A 14080-nucleotide genomic window follows, 5' to 3' on the forward strand; every position below is an offset into this window, starting at 1 on the left:
ATTCACCACTCGATGCCCCTCTGCCCCTTCTGCCCCGTGTCCATCGGGTGCTTGACCTTCGACATGTCGGTCACGAGATCGGCGAAGTCGACCAGCTTCTCGGGCGCGTTCCGACCGGTGATCACGACATGCTGGGTCCCGGGCCGGTCCCGCAGCACGGACACGACCTCATCGGTGTCGACCCAGCCCCAGTGCATCGGGTACGCGAACTCGTCCAGCACGTACAGCTGGTACGTCTCGGCGGCGAGGTCCCGCTTGACCTGCTCCCAGCCCTCGCGGGCCTTCTCCTCGTTGTCCATCTGGGAGTCGCGCTGGACCCACGACCAGCCCTCGCCCATCTTGTGCCAGTCGACGGACCCGCCCTCGCCGGAAGCGCCCAGCACCCGGAGGGCGTTCTCCTCCCCGACCTTCCACTTCGCCGACTTGACGAACTGGAACACCCCGATCGGCCACCCCTGGTTCCAGGCGCGCAACGCCAGCCCGAACGCGGCGGTGGACTTGCCCTTGCCGATGCCGGTGTGCACGATCACCAGCGGCCGATTCCGCCGCTGACGAGTCGTCAAACCGTCGTCCGGTACGACACTTGGCTGCCCCTGCGGCATTACGCGGCCCTCCTCTGTACGTCCTTGACCAGCCCGGCGATGGAGTCGGCCCGCAACTCGTCGAGCGTCACCGCCGTGCCGTCCAGCTCACCGGCCAACTGCCTTGCCAGGCCCAGCCGTACGGGCCCCGACTCGCAGTCCACGACCACGGAGGCGACCCCGTCCGCCGCGAACAACCGCGCCGCCCGCCCGGCCAGCGCGACCGGCTCGGGACCACCGGTGGCCCGCCCGTCGGTCACCACGACCACCAGCGCCCGCCGGGCCGGATCCCGCAGCCGCTCCACCCGCAGCACGTCACGCGCCTTGAGCAGCCCGGCCGCGAGCGGTGTCCGCCCACCGGTCGGCAACGACTCCAGCCGTACGGCGGCGGCGTCCACGGAGGAGGTGGGAGGGAGGGCCACATCCGCGGCCGACCCCCGGAAGGTCACCAGCCCTACCTTGTCCCGCCGTTGATACGCGTCCAGCAGCAGCGACAGCACAGCCCCCTTCACCGCGCTCATCCGCTGCCGGGCCGCCATCGACCCGGAGGCGTCCACGACGAACAGCACGAGGTTGCCCTCACGCCCTTCCCGCGTCGCCTGCCGCAGATCGTCCCGGCGCACGACCAGCCCGCGCCCGGCCCGACCGCGCGCCAGCTGATGCGGCGCCGCCGCCTGTACGGTCGCCGCCAAGTGCAGCTTGGTGAGCGCCCCTTGAGGCCGCCGGGACCCGGTGGTCCGCCCGTGCTCGGTCCGCGCCCGCGAACGCCGCCCGGCGGCACCCTCACCGATCCCCGGCACGCTCAACGCCTTGGTGCGGAAGGGTTCGGAGGCGCGTACGGGCTGCTGCTCACCGGAGCCCGCGCCGGAAGGCTGCGGTTCCCCGCCCTCGCCGGCTTCCGGCTGTGCGCCGGTGTCGCCGCCCTGCGGGCCGTCGGAGTCTGAGGCCGGCGGCTGCCCGCCACCCCCACCGGAGTCATCGGGACCGTCCGGCCCGGGGCCGTCGTCCTCGGGCTCCTGCTCGGCGAACTCCTCCAACGTGTCGTCGAGCTTGTTCTCGTCAAGTCCCGGCGCGTCGAAGGGATTTCGCCGCCTGCGGTGCGGCAGCGCGAGCAGCGCGGCCTGCCGCACGTCCTCGGCGAGCACGTCGGTCCGTCCGGCCCAGGCGGCCAGCGCGGTCGCCGTACGCGCCATCACGATGTCGGCGCGCATACCGTCGACCTCGAAGGCGGCACAGGTCGCCGCGATCTGTCGCAGCGCCCCGTCGCCCAGCCGCACGGACGGCAACAGGGCACGCGCGGCGATGATTTGGGCCCGTACGGAGGACTCCTCGTCCGCCCAGCGCTCGGTGAAACCGGCCGGATCGTCGTCGTAGGCGAGCCTGCGCCGTACGACCTCGACCCGCTGGTCGGGTTCCCGCGAGGCGGCCACCTCGACGGTCAGCCCGAACCGGTCGAGCAACTGGGGCCGCAGTTCGCCCTCTTCGGGGTTCATCGTGCCGACGAGGAGGAAGCGGGCGGCGTGCCGGACGGAGACGCCCTCGCGTTCGACGTAGGACGCGCCCATCGCGGCGGCGTCCAGCAGGAGGTCCACGAGGTGGTCGTGAAGGAGATTGACCTCGTCGACGTACAGGATCCCCCGGTGCGCGTCGGCCAGCAGACCCGGCTCGAAGGCCTTGACGCCCTCGGCGAGTGCCCGCTCGATGTCGAGCGCGCCGACGAGCCGGTCCTCGGAGGCGCCGACCGGCAACTCGACCATGCGGGCCGGGCGTTGGGTGCCGGGTCCGGTCTCGTGCGGGCCGTCCGGGCAGGCCGGGTCGGGGGCGGCGGGGTCGCAGGAGAAACGGCACCCGGCCACGACGGCGACCTCCGGCAGCAGCGCCGAAAGCGCGCGTACGGCCGTCGACTTGGCGGTGCCCTTCTCGCCGCGCACCAGCACACCGCCGACCGCCGGCGACACGGCGTTCAGCAGCAGCGCGAGCCGCAGATCGTCCTGGCCGACAACGGCCGTGAACGGAAAGGGAGTTGTCACTGGTCGTCGCCCTCCAGGTCGCCTTCGAGCTCCAGATAGGTGGCCCGCAGTCGCTCCAGCGTGTCCGCGTCCGGCTCGGCCCACAGACCGCGCTCGGCGGCTTCGAGGAGCCGTTCCGTGATGCCGCGCAGCGCCCAGGGGTTGGACTTCTTCATGAAGTCGCGGTTTTCCGGGTCGAAGACGTACTCGGCGCTGAGCTTCTCGTACATCCAGTCGTCCACGACCCCGGCCGTCGCGTCGTAGCCGAAGAGGTAGTCGACGGTCGCCGCCATCTCGAAGGCGCCCTTATAGCCGTGCCGCCGCATCGCCGCCATCCAGCGGGGGTTGACCACCCGGGCGCGGAAGACGCGGTGCGTCTCCTCGCCCAGAGTGCGCGTCTTCACCTGGTCCGGGGTGGCGGAGTCGCCGACGTACGCCTCGGGGCTCGTGCCCGTCAGGTGGCGGACCATCGCGACCATGCCGCCGTGGTACTGGAAGTAGTCGTCGGCGTCGACGAGATCGTGCTCACGGGTGTCAACGTTCTTGGCGGCCACGGCAATTCGCTTGAACGCCGTCTCCATGTCCCCGCGCGCCGCTCGCCCGTCGAGGCCGCGACCGTAGGCGTATCCGCCCCACACCGCGTACACCTCGGCGAGGTCCGCGTCGCTGCGCCAGTTGCGGGCGTCGATCAGCGGCAGCAGACCGGCGCCGTACGCGCCCGGCTTGGAGCCGAAGATACGGGCCGTGGCGCGACGGCGGTCGCCGTGCTCGGCGGTGTCCTCGTCGGCGTGTGCGCGGACGTAGTTGGACTCGGGCGGTTCCGGCAGGTCGGCCACGGCCCGTACCGCGTCGTCGATCAGTGCGACGACGTGCGGGAACGCGTCCCGGAAGAAGCCGGAGATGCGCACCGTGACGTCGATGCGCGGGCGGCCCAACTCCGTTACGGGGACCACCTCGAAGCCGGTCACCCGGCGCGAGGCGTCGTCCCAGACCGGACGGCAGCCCAGCAGCGCGAGGATCTCGGCGATGTCGTCGCCCTGGGTGCGCATCGCGGACGTGCCCCACACCGTGAGGCCGACGGACTTGGGGAACTCGCCGTTGTCCTGGAGGTAGCGCTGCACGAGCGAGTCCGCGAGGGACTGCCCGACCTCCCAACTCAGCCTGGACGGAATGGCCTTGGGGTCGACGGAGTAGAAGTTCCGGCCGGTCGGCAGGACGTTGACCAGACCGCGGGTCGGGGAGCCCGAGGGCCCCGCCGGGACGTAACCGCCGTCCAGCGCCTTGAGGATGTGGTCGATCTCGTCGGTGGTGCGGGCGAGGCGGGGGACCACCTCGTCGCAGGCGAACTCCAACACCGCGACGGCGGCCGGGAGTTCGGTTCCGATGACGGCACGGACCAGTGCCGGGACGGCCGTGACCTCCCACTCCTGGGACTCCATGCCCTCCGCGAACCGGCGGCACAGCTGCTCCAGCAGGTCGATCGCGTCGGCCGCCGAACGCGCCGGTCCCTCGACCAACTCGCTCAGCTCCACCGGGACCTTCACCGGCGCGCCCGGCTCGGCCAGCAACTCCTTCTCGACCAGCCCGAAATGCTCGGCCAGCGAGGCCCGCAGCCCGGGCAGCGCGTTGGCCTGTCCGCCCCACACCTGCGAGGCGCGCAGCACGGCCAGTACGAGGTTCACGCGTGCCTCGCCGACCGGCCCGCCGCCGAGGATGTGCAGACCGTCGCGGATCTGCACGTCCTTGATCTCGCACAGATAGCCGTCGATGTGCATCACGAACTCGTCGAACGCCGCGTCGTCCGGCTGGTCGTCCACATGCAGGTCGTGATGCAGCTCGGCCGCCTTCACCAGCGTCCAGATCTGCGCGCGCACGGCCGGTGCCTTCGTCGGGTCCAGGTCGGACACCAGGGCGTACTCGTCGAGGAGTTGCTCCAGCTTCGCCAGGTCGCCGTACGTGTCGGCACGCGCCATCGGCGGCACCAGGTGGTCGACGACCGTGGCGTGGCCGCGCCGCTTGGCCTGGGTGCCCTCGCCCGGGTCGTTCACGATGAACGGGTAGATCAGGGGGAGTTCGCCGAGGACGGCGTCCGGCGCGCAGCCGCCGCTCAGCCCAAGTCCCTTGCCGGGCAGCCATTCCATGGTGCCGTGCTTGCCCATGTGGACGATCGCGTCCGCGCCGAAGCTGTTGTCCAGCCAGCGGTACGCGGCCATGTAGTGGTGCGACGGGGGCATGTCGGGGTCGTGGTAGATCGCGATCGGGTTCTCGCCGAAGCCGCGCGGCGGCTGGATCATCACGACGACGTTCCCGAACTGGAGGGACGCCAGCACGATGTCGTCGCCGTCGACGTAGAGATTGCCCGGCGGCTCGCCCCACGCGTCCAACATGCCCTGCCTGAGGGACGGTTCGAGCTTGTCGAACCACGCCTGGTAGTCGGCGAGCGGCACCCGCGCGGGCGCGGCGGCCAACTGCTCCTCCGTCAGCCACTCCACGTCGTGGCCACCGGCGTTGATGAGCCGGTGGATCAACTCGTCCCCGTTGTCCGGGTGTCCGTCGACCCCGTAACCGGCGTCCCGCAGCGCGTCCAGCACCCGGATCGCCGAGGCGGGGGTGTCAAGGCCGACCGCGTTGCCGACGCGCGAGTGCTTGGTCGGGTAGGCGGTGAAGACGAGCGCGAGCTTCTTCTCGGCGTTCGGCTTGTGCTTCAACTTCGCGTGCCGTACGGCGATTCCGGCGACCCGCGCGGCCCGCTCGGGGTCGGCGACGTAGACCGCGACATCGTCCGGTCCCTGCTCCTTGAAGGAGAACGGGACCGTGATCAGCCGCCCGTCGAACTCGGGGATCGCGACCTGCATCGCCGCGTCCATGGGGGAGAGCGCGGCGTCGGACGCCTCCCACGCAGCCTGTGAAGTGGTGAGGCAAAGCCCTTGCAGGACAGGGATGTTGAGGATGCTGAGCGCCTCGACGTCCCATGCCCCTTCCTCGCCGCCCGCGGACGCCTCCGAGGCGTGCGTGCCGCCGGCCGCGAGGACGGTGGTGATCAGGGCGTCCGCTCCGTCGAGGAGCTCGTACACACCTGATGCGGCGCCGCGCAGTGAACCGCAGTACACGGCAAGGGCGTTGGCGCCCTTCGCCTCGATCGCCTCGCACAGGGTGTCCACGAAGGCGGTGTTTCCGCTCAGTTCGTGGGCGCGGTAGAAGAGCACGGCGACCGTCGGGCGGACCGTGTCGAGTTCGGGTTCGCCGTGGACGCCGTACTCGGGCATCTGCTGTGGCGCCTCGAAGCCCTCGCCCGTGAGCAGCACGGTGTCGGAGAGGAAGCGGGCGAGTTCGGTCAGGTTGTCCGGCCCGCCCTCGACGAGGTACCTGAGCGCCTCGGCGACGACACCGGCCGGTACCGACGACTCGGCCATCAACTCCGCGTCGGGGACGGTCTCTCCGCCGAGCAGCACGGTCGGGATGCCCGAGGCCTTGAGCACGGCGAGCCCGTCCTCCCAGGCCCGCTTGCCACCGAGCAGTCGTACGACGGCGATGTCCGAGGCCGCGATGAGCGCGGGCAACTCGTCGGTGGCGTCCACGCGGGACGGGTTGCCGATCCGGTACCCGGCGCCGGAGGCGCGGGCCGCCAGCAGATCCGTGTCGGCGGTCGACAACAACAACACTGTGCTCATGCGGGCGCTCCCGGTGGAATGAAAGGCAGTCCTTGTGGCGCGCCGGACTCGATGAGCCGCCACAGCGCGTCCGTGTCCGCGTGCTGTTCGATGAGGTCGCCGAGCCGGTCGAGCTGCTCCTCGCGCAGCGCGGCGAACGAGGTGTCGGCGGCCGGTACGAACCGGCGCCCCGCGGCGGCGGCCACCTCGCGCAGGAACGCCCGCCGGAACCCGTCCGACTCCAGCGAGCCGTGCCAGTGCGTGCCCCAGGTCTGGCCGACCCGGCAGCCGTCCAAGAAGGCTTCTCCGCCCAGGACTTCGGCAACCCCGTGGTGGATCTCGTACCCCTCGACCGGCTCGCCTAGGGCTTCGCCCACCGGCCGGGTGAGGGTCTTCTCGCGCGCGAAGCGCACGCGCAGGGGGAGTACTCCGAGTCCGTCGACCGAGCCCCGTCGGCTCTCGATCTCGTCGTCGATGTGCTCGCCGAGGATCTGGAAGCCGCCGCAGACGCCGAGGATCGGCCGTTCCTCCGAGGCTCTGCGGACGAGGGCGGCCGCGAGTCCCCGCTCCCGCAGCCACTCCAGCGCCTGCACCGTCCCCCGGGTCCCGGGGATCACGACGAGGTCGGCGTCGGCCAGTTCCTCCGGCCGGTCCACGAACCGCACCACGACGCCCGGTTCGGCGGCCAGCGCGTCCACGTCGGTGAAGTTGGACATGAGGGGAATCGCGCAGACCGCGACCCGCAGCACGTCCTCGCCGACCGGCGGCGCGGTGTTCGACTCGCGCACGGTGCCGCGCAACGAGATGCGCAGCCCGTCCTCCTCGTCGATCCCCAGCCCGTGCTGGAACGGCAGCACGCCGTACGTCCGCCGCCCGGTCAGGCCGTGCAGCATGTCCAACCCCGGTTCCAGGAGCGACACATCGCCCCGGAACTTGTTGACGAGGAACCCGGCGACGAGGGCCTGATCCTCAGGGCTGAGCAGCGCCACCGTCCCGAAGAAGGAGGCGAAGACACCCCCGCGGTCGATGTCGCCGACGACGAGAACGGGCAGTTGCGCGTTGCGCGCGATGCCCATGTTCACGATGTCGGTCCGCCGCAGATTGATCTCGGCGGGCGAACCCGCGCCCTCGCAGATCACCGCGTCATACGTGCCCCGCAACTCGGCGAGACAGTCCAACACCGTGCCGAGCAGCGCCTCTTGTCGCCCGCCGTGCAGCCCTTCCCCGGGGGACGACCCCCCAGACCCCCCGAAGAACCCGCGCGCGCTCATCTCGCCAACTGGCCTGCCCATCAGGACGACTTGGCTGGTGCGGTCGCCGCCGGGCTTGAGGAGAACGGGGTTCATCAGCGCGGTCGGCTCGATGCGGCAGGCCTGCGCCTGCATGGCCTGCGCCCGGCCGATCTCGGCGCCCTCGCGCGTCACGAACGAATTCAGGGACATGTTCTGGGCCTTGAAGGGCGCCACCTTCACGCCCTGCCGCACCAGCCACCGGCAGATCCCGGCGGTCACGACACTCTTCCCGGCGTCCGAGGTGGTGCCCGCGACCAACAGCCCGCCGCCGCTCATGACTTCCGTCCCTTCGGCAGCAACAGCCGCCCGGCGACACTGACTCCGAGCGCGAGCCAGCCGACGCGCCGGGACAGTCGTACGGCACGGTCGATGTCCGGTACGGCTACGGCGCGTCCGGCGCCGTTGAGTACGGGCCGGTGCTCGACCCGGCCGCCGTAGGAGAGCGTGCCGCCCAGTCGCACGCCGAGGGCGCCCGCGAAAGCGGCTTCCACGGGACCGGCGTTGGGGCTCGGGTGCTTGGGGGCGTCGGTGCGCCAGGCGCGTACCGCTCCGCGCGGGTCGTCGCCCGCGACGGTGGCGAGGACGGCGGTGAGGCGGGCGCCCGGCCAGCCGGCCACGTCGTCGAGGCGGGCCGAAGCCCAGCCGTAGCGGCGGTACTTGGCCGACTTGTGGCCGACCATGGCGTCCAGGGTGTTCACCGCGCGGAAGCCGAGCAGACCCGGGACACCGGCGATGCCGCCCCACACCAGGGCGCCCACCACCGCGTCGGAGGTGTTCTCGGCGACGGACTCGACGACCGCCCGGGCGATCCCGTCGGCGTCGAGGGCCTGCGGGTCGCGTCCGCAGAGGTGCGGGAGGCGCGCCCGCGCGGCCTCGATGTCACCGGCCTCCAGCGCCCGCCCGATGACCCCGGCCTCGCGCGCGAGGGAGGTCCCGCCGACGACCGCCCAGGTGGCGGCGGCGGTGAGGGCGGCAGAGGCCGTACGGGAGGGTCGTAGGGCCGAAGTGGCTACGGCGGCCAGGGAGACGGTGCCGCCCACGCACACGGCGGTGTGCAGGGCGCCCCAGCCTCGGTGGTCGCGCCACAGCAGCTGTTCCACGGCACCGGCGGCACGGCCGAACGCGGCGACCGGATGCCCGCGGCGGGGATCGCCGAGCAGGTGGTCACCGAGAAGGCCGGCGGCGGCGCCGTACGCGAAGACGCGATCGGCACGCATCGGGTCAGCCGATCGCTGAGTCGGGCACTGTGCTGGTACGGGACCTCGAACGGCAGCCGAGCATGGCGATATGTCCTCACTCAGGGTGTCCACGCCCTGGTTCGACGAGACCGGCGGTGAGAGTTCCTGGCTCCCGGGGTTGTCTACCCCGGTGACAGTGGCGGGACCGCGCCGGATTCGCACCGGCTTCCTCTCCTGCCGCCGTACATGGCTCCGGCAGTCCACCACGGTGTTGGAAGGGGCGTCAACTTGCTGTTGACCTGGGGCGGAGGAGTGTGCCGAGGCTCATAGGGGAGGGATGTCGCGGGGCATGACGCGTCCCCACTCGGTGGAGTGGGAAAGAGACCGGGGAGAGCCGCACAGCGGACCGGCGAACAGAGCGAGCGGTCAGGACAATTGGAGAGCGCCGAGGAACGACGTGGGGTGACTTCGTGACGGGGGCGAGAGCTGATGCGATCGGGCGCCCCCTGTTTCGAGCGACGGTCACGAGCCACCTTCGCGGCCCCTCAGCGGAGCGATACGCTGCTGCGCGGAGACCGGTCGACGTCGAGGCGCTGACACTCGGTAGGGGAGGTCGGTGTGGTCGATGGGTATCCATCCACGTGGCGTACACAGTCGAACGAGCCGGGACAGGTGCACCTGCACTGGTGCAAGAGCAGCTACTCCACGTCAATTTCGGGGGAGTGCGTGGAGTGGGCGGTTGACGCGGAAACCGTACGAGTCCGTGACTCGAAGCGGCGCCAGGGGCTCGGGCTGACCGTCGGTCGTACGGCCTGGGCGGCTTTCCTGGAGCGGCTGGTGTCGCGGGGCCGGGACGACCTCTGACAGGTCGTCCCGTGTGACGGGAGGGGTGGGCAGATGCACGGTGGGTGGACCAGAGGCGTCTCGTCACCACGGGTCCGGCGTTCCACCAGGGATCCGAAGAGGCGTGAGACGGCCGTGGTGGTACTGGTGTGTCTGACGTCGGGAGCGGTAGCGGTGGCGGGCGGGGCCCTGGCCGCGCTCCTGGCGCCGGGACGCGACACAAGAGCGGTGGTCTGGGCGAGCGTCACGCTGGTGCTGGCGGCGGCGGCCGGCCTGTGGTGGGGCAGCGCACCACTCACCGACCGCCTCCGGACTCTTGGGTATCGACCCCGGGTGCGGGAGAGCCGGCGGGAGCCGCCCGCTGATCGGGAAGTCGCGGCGGATCTGACCAGGCAGTGGCGTCGCTGACCCGGCCGTCCGCCGTGTGCTGCGCACCGTCCCGGAGCAGACGGCCGATGAGGAAGAAGATGCCCACCACGACGCCCGCCCCGAGCACCAGAAGCAGCAGCAGCGTCCAGACGCCCAGGGTCGTGACGGCCTGGCCCTGAACGGCCTTCGCGACCGGGACGCCGGCGATCAGGAAGAGCAGAGCGGTGCCCGACCCCAGCAGCCAGCCCGCTGTGCGCTGCCTGATCCGCTGGTCGGTGGCCGCGCGTTCCTTCTGTATGTCCTGCTGGACCCGGGTCTCCTCGATACGGGCCAGGTTGTGGGTCCATCCGGTGTCGCGCATCGCGGCCGACCGCAGGGCGACGTCGTCAGCGGGCGGCTCGGTGCCCTCGGGGTCTTCGGCTGCGCCGGAAGGTGGCTCTTCGGTCCCGGGAAGGGCTCTCGCGGCGTCGTGCCACCGCAACCCCTCGCGAAACCTGTCGAAGACCCACATAGGCCCTCCTTGACACCGCCCGATGACGTCGTCGTCCCGGGCTCAGCTGGAACGCATGCCTGTGATGATCTCGTCGATCAGTTCGATGACCTGATCACCTTCGTACGCGGCGCTGCTGATCTCCGCGTAGCTCTCCTGGTAACGGGCGATGAGTTCGAGGTCGTCACGGCTGGCCACGCTGCCGGTACTGCCCTCGATGTAGAGCAGGTCGTCGTCGTCCTTGAACGCGAGGAGCACGAAAGGCGCGGTTGTGCCGAAGAAGGAGCCCGCCGTGAACGGAAGGACTTGCAGGCTCACCTGGGGGTGGTGGGCCATCGCCTTGACGTGCTCCAGTTGGCGCCGCATCACGGAGGGACCGCCGACATACCGACGGAGCGTGGACTCGTCGGCGATGAAGTAGGTCCGTGGACCGTCGGGTTGCTCGAAGATGCGTTCCTGACGGGCGGTCCTGAGCTCGACCGCCCGGCGGACCTGGGACTCGACGGCCTGGCCCTTCATCAGCGCCGAGGCGTAGTCCTCTGTCTGCAACAGGGCGGGTACGACCAGCGGGTTGAACGCCTGGACAGTGGTCGCGGAACTCTCGTATCCCAGGTACTGGGCGTACTGCGGGCTGACCAGGTCGGCGTACGGCGCCCACCACGACTGGCCCTTCGATCCGCGTGCCGCCTCCTCCAGCTCGGCGATCAGGGTCTCGTCGGTGACCTCGTACTGCTGGAGCAGTGCGCGCAGGTCGGTGACGGACACGCTGACGGTGCCCGCCTCGATTCGGATGATCTTGGACAACGACCATTCCACGGCCTCGGCTGCGTCGCGCTGGGTCAAGCCGACTGCTTCACGGGCTCGGCGTAGCTCGATGCGGAGCCTGCGGCGGTTGAGGCTCGGATCGACTTCCCTGGCCATGGCTTTCCTTCTTCCGTGCTGCTCGATGCATGGGCGGATCGGAAGGCATCGAAGCGACAGCGGCGGATAGATACCCGTTCTTTGGCTGCTATCCGTATAGATGATTGTCGGTCGAGTAGTACTCAGTATGACACATGTCGATTCGGTACGTTCCAATGTGACGCAGACCATAGCAAGGATGACCAAGGGTCGGGACGGCAATACAAAACCGTGCCCCCCGGACGTGATGTCCAGGGGGCACGGTCGGTGCTGACGGCAGGTCAGGCCACGATGATGTAGATCCCGTACGCCACCGCCGCCGCGCAGGCCGCGAAGCAGGCGTACGCGCCGGTCAGGGCGAGGGGCGCGGAGTCGCCCTGGGCGGTGGCCCGTTCGCGGCGGGAGAGGGCGGTGATGCCGAGGGTGAAGACGGCCACCAGGGCCACGGTGGCCACGAGGCTGACGCCGAAGACGGAGCCGAGGGCTGCCCAGTCGATGTCCATGTTCCTGCTTCCTTGAGTGACCGGGGGGCCGGGGGACCGGGTGTCCGGCTCAGACGGCGGCGGCCGGCGGGGGCGCCGGGGTCGCCGGGTCGGACTTCACGGCGGTGGGCGGCGAGGGGATCGTCGCCGTGAGGCCCTCGGAGAGGGCGACCGACGGGGGCGGCGGGGTGACGGCGGCGATCGCGGTGGTGACCACGCCGGCCGGCTCCTCGAACTCGTTGACGTTCGAGGCGTCGACCACCTGGCGGCGGGAGAGCAGCCAGATCGCGGTGCTGGAGGCGACCAGGAAGACGGCCACCAGCGCGGTGCCCCAGTCGCCGAGGTCGGTCACGGACTCGGCGAGCGCGCCGACCAGCGCGGCGGCCGGCAGCGTCAGACCCCAGGCGACGAACATCCGGGTCGCGGTCGACCAGCGGACGACCCCGCCCTTGCGGCCCAGGCCCGCGCCCATCACCGAGCCGGAGACGGCGTGCGTGGTGGAGAGGGAGAAGCCGATGTGCGAGGAGGCCAGGATGACCGCGGCGGCGCTGGTCTGGGCGGCGAAGCCCTGCTGCGGCCGGAGGTCGGTCAGGCCCTTGCCCATGGTGCGGATGATGCGCCAGCCACCGATGTAGGTGCCCATCGCGATGGCGAGGCCCGCGGAGAGGATGACCCAGGTGGGCGGGTCCGAGTCGGGGGCGATGGAACCGCCGGCGATCAGCGCGAGGGTGATGATGCCCATCGTCTTCTGCGCGTCGTTCGTGCCGTGGGCCAGCGAGACCAGGCCCGCCGAGGCGATCTGGCCGACACGGAAGCCCTTGTCGGCGGCCTTGCCGTTCGCGCCCTCCGCGTTCCTGCTCAGTGCGTACGAGAACCTGGTGGCGAGCAGCGCCGCGACGCCCGCGACCATCGGGGCGGCGACCGCGGGCAGCAGCACCTTGGTGACCAGGACGTCGCCGTGGACCGCGCCGGTGCCGGCCGAGGCGATGGTGGCGCCGATCAGACCGCCCATGAGGGCGTGCGAGGAACTGGACGGCAGGCCGACGAGCCAGGTCACCAGGTTCCAGAGGATCGCGCCGACCAGGGCGGCGAAGATGACCTCGGGACGGATGCCGCTCTCGTCGACCAGGCCCTTGGAGATCGTGTTGGCGACCTCCACGGAGAGAAGAGCGCCCACCAGGTTGAGGGTGGCCGACATGGCCACCGCGACCTTGGGCTTGAGTGCACCGGTCGAGATGGTGGTGGCCATCGCGTTGGCGGTGTCGTGGAAACCGTTCGTGAAATCGAACGCGAGTGCGGTGATCACCACAATCGCGAGAATCAGCGAGAAGCTTTCCATTTACCCAGGCAATCGTTCGAGGTCATTGGCGCGTTGACCGTAGGCAACCTGGATGAACGGAAAGTGAACTAGGAGGGTCTCTGGGGTGTCCGTACGGGCTAGTAACCCCGGGCGAACTTCTTCAGTTGGCTCGTCGTCCCGTTGAAGAGATTCTGATCACCCGGCAGGCTCCCGCTGTTGCCGTACTGCCAGAAGGTCCAGTACGACCAGCCGGCGGGCAGCGAGCCCGCGTCCGCCGACTCGTGGCGGGCGATCCACAGCGCGTGTGTCGAGGCCAGCGCGGTGCTGCCACCCGTGCAGGTGTTCCACCAGTGGGCGGTCGTGTAGATCACCGGACGGCGGCCGGTCTCGCGCTTCACCTCGGCGCTGAAGGCCTTGATCCAGCCGACCATCTTCGCCTTGCTCAGGCCGTAGCAGCCGTGCCTCCCGTTGTACGGGTTGTATTCGATGTCGAGCGCCGGCGGCAGCGTCCAGCCGTCCGCCTTCCAGCCGCCGCCGTGCGCCACGAAGTACGCGGCCTGGGTCGCGCCCGACGACTTGTTCGGAAGTGCGAAGTGGTACGCGCCCCGGATGATGCCCGCGGTGCGGGCGCCGTCGTACTGCTGGGCGAAGTACGGGTTGACGTAGTCGGTGGACTCGGTCGCCTTGACGTAGACGAACGTGGCGCCCTTCGCCTTCGCGCTCGGCCAGTCGACGTTCTTCTGGTGCGAGGAGACGTCGTGGCCCTTGGCGGGGTCCGCGACCGGGCGCGCGGCCGAGGCCGGGATCTCGACGAGTGCGACTCCGGCGACGGCCAGGGCGGTCATGGAGACCGCGGTGAGGCGGGCGCGGTGGCGGGGCGGTTTGCGATCACGGGCCATGTTTCCCCCGGGAATGGCGACGTGCACGACAAATCCCCCAGAGGCTATTGGAAGATCTGTCGACGCCGATCGGTCTCCAGCCAAGCG

At 70.6% G+C, this 14080-nt stretch carries 11 protein-coding genes and 1 riboswitch; of the genes, 1 reads left to right on the top strand and 10 read right to left on the bottom strand.

Annotated features, from left to right (window positions below; translation table 11 throughout):
* Positions 1-2: 2 nt before the first annotated feature.
* Genes cobO through ACWIHT_RS18745 form a run of 5 tightly spaced genes read right to left on the bottom strand, consistent with a single transcriptional unit; the run spans position 3 to position 8749 of the window.
* Positions 3-602, bottom strand: a complete 600-nt coding sequence (cobO, locus tag ACWIHT_RS18725) for a cob(I)yrinic acid a,c-diamide adenosyltransferase (protein ID WP_456169202.1) — start codon at positions 600-602, stop codon at positions 3-5.
* A complete protein-coding gene (locus ACWIHT_RS18730) occupies positions 602-2611 on the bottom strand; it encodes a putative cobaltochelatase (protein WP_456169203.1) in 2010 nt (669 codons plus the stop codon). The genes cobO and ACWIHT_RS18730 overlap by 1 nt, the downstream gene beginning before the upstream one ends.
* On the bottom strand, positions 2608-6261 hold the full coding sequence (gene cobN, locus ACWIHT_RS18735; RefSeq protein WP_456169204.1) for a cobaltochelatase subunit CobN: 3654 nt from the start codon (positions 6259-6261) through the stop codon (positions 2608-2610). The genes ACWIHT_RS18730 and cobN overlap by 4 nt, the downstream gene beginning before the upstream one ends.
* Positions 6258-7808, bottom strand: a complete 1551-nt coding sequence (locus tag ACWIHT_RS18740; RefSeq protein ID WP_456169205.1) for a cobyric acid synthase — start codon at positions 7806-7808, stop codon at positions 6258-6260. The genes cobN and ACWIHT_RS18740 overlap by 4 nt, the downstream gene beginning before the upstream one ends.
* Complete coding sequence (locus ACWIHT_RS18745; RefSeq protein ID WP_456169206.1) at positions 7805-8749, bottom strand: cobalamin biosynthesis protein; 945 nt, start codon at positions 8747-8749, stop codon at positions 7805-7807. The genes ACWIHT_RS18740 and ACWIHT_RS18745 overlap by 4 nt, the downstream gene beginning before the upstream one ends.
* 101 nt (positions 8750-8850) lie before the next feature.
* A riboswitch (cobalamin riboswitch) is annotated at positions 8851-8990 on the bottom strand.
* A 392-nt stretch (positions 8991-9382) separates the two neighbouring features.
* On the opposite strand from ACWIHT_RS18745, the gene ACWIHT_RS18750 reads away from it, so the two are divergent.
* Positions 9383-9574, top strand: coding sequence for a DUF397 domain-containing protein (locus ACWIHT_RS18750; RefSeq protein ID WP_456169207.1), 192 nt, complete (start codon positions 9383-9385; stop codon positions 9572-9574).
* A gap of 274 nt (positions 9575-9848) precedes the next feature.
* Here the strand turns inward: ACWIHT_RS18750 and ACWIHT_RS18755 are convergent, their stop codons facing one another.
* From ACWIHT_RS18755 to ACWIHT_RS18775, 5 genes are all read right to left on the bottom strand, one after another.
* Positions 9849-10283 (bottom strand): hypothetical protein, encoded by a 435-nt coding sequence (locus tag ACWIHT_RS18755; RefSeq protein ID WP_456169208.1) that lies wholly within the window; start codon positions 10281-10283, stop codon positions 9849-9851.
* A 192-nt stretch (positions 10284-10475) separates the two neighbouring features.
* Complete coding sequence (locus ACWIHT_RS18760) at positions 10476-11333, bottom strand: helix-turn-helix domain-containing protein (RefSeq protein WP_456169209.1); 858 nt, start codon at positions 11331-11333, stop codon at positions 10476-10478.
* A gap of 260 nt (positions 11334-11593) precedes the next feature.
* A complete protein-coding gene (locus tag ACWIHT_RS18765) occupies positions 11594-11815 on the bottom strand; it encodes a hypothetical protein (RefSeq protein ID WP_456169210.1) in 222 nt (73 codons plus the stop codon).
* A gap of 49 nt (positions 11816-11864) precedes the next feature.
* Entirely contained in the window at positions 11865-13133 is a 1269-nt protein-coding gene (locus tag ACWIHT_RS18770; RefSeq protein WP_456169211.1) for an anion permease, read from the bottom strand.
* Positions 13134-13231: 98 nt separating this feature from the next.
* Positions 13232-13993, bottom strand: coding sequence for a lysozyme (locus tag ACWIHT_RS18775; protein ID WP_456169212.1), 762 nt, complete (start codon positions 13991-13993; stop codon positions 13232-13234).
* Between the last annotated feature and the right edge of the window lie 87 nt (positions 13994-14080).

It is taken from the genome of Streptomyces sp. NPDC002276, from assembly GCF_053891435.1.